This window comes from Rhodococcus sp. YH3-3 (assembly GCF_001653035.1).
Taxonomy (GTDB): domain Bacteria; phylum Actinomycetota; class Actinomycetes; order Mycobacteriales; family Mycobacteriaceae; genus Rhodococcus_F; species Rhodococcus_F qingshengii.
Map to the genome: position 1 here is coordinate 1,817,335 of NZ_BCWH01000001.1, position 6,182 is coordinate 1,823,516.

Sequence of the window (6,182 nt, forward strand, 5' to 3'; positions counted from 1 at the left end):
CGCACCCACCATAGGGGAAAAGTTTCGACGAGGAATATGTGCCTGTTGTCGGCAAGTCGAATTATTCTGTCTAACTTGGCATTCCGGGTCTCGGGGCCGATGGCATGACGGGCATGTCGGGATTCGGAACCACCGGATCGGTTGTGTCGGTCGCGTTGGACGGCTGCGTCGGCGTTGTCTGTGTATCAGTGGGGTCGGTCACGGCGGGAGTGTCCGGGGTATCCGGATCGACCGGATCCAGCGGTCCGACGACCGGCGGCAGGTTCTCGATCCGAAGGGGATCGATCTGGATGGTGATCGGCGATCCCTGTTGCGCGGGGACGTTCGCCGTAGTGGATTTCTCTGTACCGGTGCCCGGACTCACCGGAATGGGCTGGGATTCGGATGAGGTCGATTCTGCTTCGGATGCCCACGACTGCGCCGTCGGCTGCGCGCCGAGAGCGGGTACTTCCGGTGGAGGTGAGGTCGCTGATTGCGTGCCTGTCCCGGATGAACTCGTCGGGGTGGCAGCTGTGTCCGTCCCGGGGGACAGGGAAGATTGTGCGTCGAGAATCCTGGGTGCTGAAATGGTCGGAGTGTGTCCGATGATGACCGCGGCCGCGCAACCCGACACCGTCAGAAAGACTGCGGCGGCTGCTGCGGCGATGATCGGTCGGCGCTCCGACCGCCACTGGCGATTCAGCCAACCGTCGATGCTCGGTTCTTTCGTGACCGGTGCCTCCACGCCGGATTCCGGCTCCGGTTCGATCAGAACGAACGGCGGAAACTCTTCGGGGGTGTCCTCTGGCTCGGCAAAATCGGTTGGCTGGGGTTCGGGACAGGTAGAGGTGATCGAGAAGGGTGCGGCCAACGCTGCGGCTCCGCGAGCAGCACGGTCGTCGGCGTCAGGATCCGCGAGCCAAGCCGCAGAGGCTTCATCTTCTGAAATCAGTTCGACGCCGTCGAGATTCATGCTGTCGAGTGCGCCGCGCAGTACGTCGACGGAATCGCTCGACCAACCCGCGGGGATCACCGCAGAGATGTTCAGGTTCTGATCGGTGAGTGTTCGGACTTCCTTGACCAGGCAATACATCGCTGTCGCTACCAGTTCCTCCCCTCGCGTCATGTGCTCGGAGAAGTTGTCGGTATCGTCGGTGCCGACCCTGTCGAGGAACCCGCGCAACCCGGTGGACCCCGCCGCGGTTCCGCCTAGCTGCACGGTGCCGTCGGGGGCGTGGTGCAGAACCGATTCGCGTTCGAGGGTCACCAGCTCCGAGTCAGGTCTCGCGATCGCAGCAATGCTTCGTTTGTTGCCGACGGCGAGTCCGACTCCCCACTTCATAGCGATCCCCGTTTCACAGTTACCGAACTTTGCTCGGCAGGCATGTCCTGATTCCTGTGAAAACTATCACTTAAACGGATATAAGCAACCCTATGGACAATATGCAGCTAACTACTTGTTCGACGGTGTCATGCTGCGAAGGATGGTGAGCAGTTCCGAACGAGACTGCGCCCCGACGCGCCGCTTGATGCGTGCGACATGGTGCTCGACGGTTTTAGCGGAGATGTAGAGGCGTTCGCCGATTTCCCGATACGTCAGTCCGACGACGACGAGTTCGGCAACTTCTTGTTCGCGCTCGGTCAACACCGACGGTGGCGCCGCACTTGTGGCGGTATCGGTTGCACTTGTCTCGGCCGTCGACGTTGTGCGTAGCGAGCGCGCAACGTGGAGCAGTGCCGTGGCCGATTTGGTGTCCGGGGTGCGCAGCGCTGCTTCGCCGGCGAGGCGAGCGGCGTCCCACGGGAGTCCGATCCGACTGAGCGTTCGTGCGGCGGCTTCGACATCGTCTGCGTCGACGTTGCCTTGCATGAGTAGGAGCCACTGGCGTCCGGCGATCGCCAAACCGGCTGCGTAAGTGTGAGTTTTGGCTGATTCGGCGAGTGTATGGGCGTGTGGGAGGAGATCGGCCGGCGACTGCGAGAGGATCGACGCCTGGACGCCGTACCAATGCAGCGGCGACGACCACAGCGGCGGCTCGCCGAGCGCGCGGAGGAGTGAGCGCGCGTCGTCGACGAGATGCTCGACCTGCTCGGTCTCCTCGAGCCGTACTGCCGCGAGCCACAGTTCGCCGATGGGAAGCAGATTGAACAGATCAACGCTGCAGGACGAGAGGGTGCCTGCCGCGCCCGACCAAGCTCGACGCAGCTGGGCGAGATCGCCGGAACGCCGAGCGAGACCCACGATCAGAGCATGCAGAAACAGTGCGTCACGCTCACGGAGGGGGCCGCAGACTACCTCCTGCGGTAGGTCTTCGAGAATCGCGTCCTGCCCGCGGACCATCGCGATCCAGGCGCCGAGAAGGTGAAGTCGTGCCCACGTGTGACTGCTTGCGTCGTCGGCGGCGATCGCGGACGTGACGACAGCGGCGGCCCGTTCATGGGCGCCGTTGTGCAGGAGTGCGAGAGCTACCAGCGCCGGGGCGGAATCAGGCTGGAATTCAGATGTGTCGGCTCCGCCGGGGAGCGAGAGTGCGCGCGACATCGTGTTGAGCGCACTCGGTGCGCTCCCGGTGACCGATTGCATCAGTCCGTTGGCCAGTGTGGTAGCGCCGACCGTCGAGCTCGACGGTGATCCGGTGTGCCCGGTGAGCGCCGCGTTCGCGTCATCGACCTTGCCGATGCCGAGGAAAGTGATTGCGGCGAAGGGGGATTCGTTTCCGGTGCGCCCTGGCCCCAGCCAGGTGTAGAGATCTGCAGCGGCGCCGAGTTGGCCGCATGCTGCGGACGAAGCTGCGCGGATTCGCACCGCCGCAGCCAATCTCGCGTCGTCGAGATCGGGTGCGGCGATGACGGAATCGGCCAGACGGCAGGCAGTGTCGAGGTCACCACTGCGAGCCGAGACCTGGGCGTACAGCAGCGTGTCGGCCACGCCGAGAGGCTCGATCGAATTCACGCGGCGAAAGAGATCTGCCGCGACCGCCGGCGTGCTCGCCTCGACGGCGTCTCGTAGTACACCCGTGAGATCGCGGTGGCGGATGCCGGAGTCGAAAAGTCTTCGTGCTGTGTCGATATCGAGGGTTCTCGTGTGTGCGCGTGATTCGACGATTCTGATCAGCTCGCTGCGGATACGCCCGGTGCTCGTCGACTCGGCGAGCACGCTCGCGACGAGTGGTGATCGCGAACCGAACAGTCCGGTCGCCAGTGCCCGGTCGAATGCAGCTGTGAGGCTGAACTTCTCCTGTCCCAGATCGAGCTCGAAGGCGTCGATGTCCGGGATGGCGAGTGAAACTTCGAGGATCTCGCGCTCGATCGGATGCAGAGCGGTGACCTGGTGGAGGATGTGTGTGCGTATGGCGTTCGGCATTTCCGGGCGGCCTGCCGAGGCGGCGGCGAAGTACGCTTCGATCGCCCCGAAGGAACCACCGGACAGATGCTCGAGCGCCACCACGGCGCGGTCGTCGAGCGGGACTCTTCGCTCGGCCGCGATCTTCCGAATATCGTTTCGGTTCAACGGGTTCAGATGCAACACGGTGCCGAAACTCGAGATGTTCGAGTAGATCGGTGCGAGTGGTGGATCGATCCGATCGGAGGCGATGACAACTCCGAGGTCGTCACGTTGGACAAGCTCTTTCAGGGCACGGATTTCATCGGAGGTCAGAGCTTGCGTGTCCGCGATCAACACAATCGCGTCGGCGGGGACGTCATGCGTGACTGCGGTGACCACGGGCTTGTCACCCGATTCGATTCGCTTCCGTACAACCCTCGTCACTTGGGGCCGAGCGCTGGCATCGGTCCCGGTGACGAACAGGCGCAGTGGCGATGCAGTCAGGTCGACGTCGCGCAAAAGTCCTGCGATGAACGACGATTCGGTGCCGTTGTCACGGTTCATCGAAAGACCGCCGGTCAGCGGATCGGTGCGGTGACGCCGCCGACGACACCACCGACCACGTTTCCGACACCACCGACGACGTTACCGAGACCTCCGACCACGCCGCCGACTCCGTTGCCGACACCGTCGACCAGACCGCCGACTCCGTTTCCGATGCCGGTCGCAGCGTCACCGACACCGGTCCCGACGCCGGCTCCAGGCGCGGGTGCGGGTGCTGGTGCCGGTGCGCCGGCAACCGGAACTGCCCCCGGCGCCGTCGTAGAGCCGCCTGCGGCAGCAGGAGAACCGGGCTGATTGCTTCGAGTGCCGTTGTTCGCAGTCGTGGATCCGGTGCCTGCCGCTTCCGCTGCCGTGGTGCTGCCGGGAGTAGAGCCCGCGGTGGTCGATGCGGTCGAGGAGGTGGACTCGCTGGTGGTGTTCGCCGAACTGGACGGAACGTTGATCTTGTCCATGGCAGTTCCGATTCCGAGCCCGCCTGCGGCGAGCACGATGAATGCTCCCACCACTGCAGCAACTACGCCGACCCTCGACGAGCGTCGAGTCGCCGTGTTCTCTTCTTCGGTCGGCTCGGCAAGCAACGGAGTGGAGAAGGCGGGAACCGGTGCGGGCTTGCGAGACGGCTCGGCGGGAATCACTGCAGTGGCAGCGGCCGGCACTTGCGAGTCTCTGGCGTCGAGTGCGAGGGCCGCGGCGCCGGACGCCGCGCACGACGCTGGATCGGCGTCGGCGATCACCGGGACACGAAGCTCCGCGGACAGTAGTTCGGCGACAAGGGGAATGGACGAGCTTCCGCCGGCCAGGACAACCTGATTGACGTCACTGGACTCGACGCCGGCAGATCGCAGGCTTTCGCGAACCAATGCCACCGATTCGGTGAGGGCGGGCCGGATCAGATCTTCGAGTTCGGAACGAACGAGTCGAACGTCGCTGACGGCACCGGGAAGCGCCACGCGGGCAACGGTTTCCGTCTCGGTGGAAAGTTCCTCCTTGGCTGCGCGGGCATGCTCGCGCAGAGTTTCCAGCGCTGCAATCGTCTCGGGTGCAAAGGGATCAAGGGTTGCGAACTGGTCGGAAACCGCATCGAGCAGGTGAACGGTGACGAGGTGATCGAATTCGTCGCCGCCGATGTCCTCGCTGCGCAGCGGCTTACCGAAGATCTCGCTTCGTCCGTCGGTCGTGGACATCATCGTGACGTCGAGCGAGCGAGCACCGAGGTCGTAGACGACGGTCAGACCGTCGCTGACGACAGTTCCGGAAGCGGCGAGCCACGCCATGACGGCTGCGGGTTCGGCGACGAGAGTCGCCCCGTGAATTCCGACGTGGTCCAGAGCGGACTCCATGGTGCGTGCCGTGTGGCGGTTCCACCCCACCGGGTGAGCCAGGACGACAGTTGGCCCTTCGTTACCGCCTGCCTGGTCTACCAGTGCGCCGACCGCTGTCGCCGCGAGAGCCTCGCCGCGGTACTCGGTACCGTCGGCCGCAAGTATCGGAATCGGGTCTCCGACGCGCTCGACAAATCCGGTGATGACGGATCCGTCGTCCAATTGCAGCGCACTGGGTAAGCGGACCTGTTGCGTTTCACCGGTCGAGCCGTCGGTGACAGCTACGAGAGTGGCCGAACCGATGCTGATGCCGAGCCCTGCCGCCATGAACGAACTCCCCTGGTCGTGGGCGACAGAAGGACTGTCGCGGTTGTCTGCGATGTCGGTTTCAGGACCTAGATCGTTACCGGATCGGAGGCGTCGCGACGAAGTAGGGGACCGATCCCCTAATCGGGGCAAATCCCCTATTCCGACCGGGCGTAGCCCAATGGGGGGGCTTCCCCACCTGTCCCTGGAGAAGAGGGGGGTGCTCCCCGTTGGCCCCAGTCGCAAAAGTTCTTAGCGTTGATTCCACTCGCTACCTCTGGCAGCGCACCAGTTTCCGGACCACCGGCAACTACCCACCGGCAACAACCCGGTCAACGAACTTCAGGAGAACCCGCCATGGCAACGAACGCCGTACTCGAATTCATCCTCGGGCTACTTCGTGACGACGAGGCAGCTGCCAACTACTGCGCCAACCCGACCGCGGCACTCGATGCTGCCGGTCTGTGCGACGTCAGCCCCGCCGACATCGTCGCGGTCGCTCCGCTGGTCGCCGAGTCCGGACTCTTTGCCGGTGGTGGCGCCGACCTGTCCGCGATCGTCAACGCCGGTGCGTCCGCTGGTCAGCCCCGCCGACATCGTCGCGGTCGCTCCGCTGGTCGCCGAGTCCGGACTCTTTGCCGGTGGTGGCGCCGACCTGTCCGCGATCGTCAACGCCGGTGCGTCCG

The 6,182-nt window shown here is 64.4% G+C and carries 4 protein-coding genes; 1 reads left to right on the plus strand and 3 read right to left on the minus strand.

The annotated features are described in order from the left end of the window. Positions 1–70: 70 nt before the first annotated feature. The 3 genes from YH3_RS08480 to YH3_RS08490 all read right to left on the minus strand — a co-directional run bounded on the left by YH3_RS08480 (position 71) and on the right by YH3_RS08490 (position 5,517). A complete protein-coding gene (locus YH3_RS08480; protein WP_064443254.1) occupies positions 71–1,321 on the minus strand; it encodes a hypothetical protein in 1,251 nt (416 codons plus the stop codon). 111 nt (positions 1,322–1,432) lie between these two features. Further along, entirely contained in the window at positions 1,433–3,868 is a 2,436-nt protein-coding gene (locus tag YH3_RS08485; RefSeq protein ID WP_082920551.1) for a LuxR C-terminal-related transcriptional regulator, read from the minus strand. Positions 3,869–3,882: 14 nt separating this feature from the next. Beyond that, positions 3,883–5,517: an Hsp70 family protein gene (locus YH3_RS08490; protein WP_064443255.1), complete on the minus strand. Its 1,635-nt coding sequence runs from the start codon at positions 5,515–5,517 to the stop codon at positions 3,883–3,885. 336 nt (positions 5,518–5,853) lie between these two features. On the opposite strand from YH3_RS08490, the gene YH3_RS35540 reads away from it, so the two are divergent. Next, positions 5,854–6,182: IniB N-terminal domain-containing protein (locus tag YH3_RS35540; protein ID WP_193777151.1), on the plus strand; the 329-nt coding region annotated here is incomplete at its 3' end.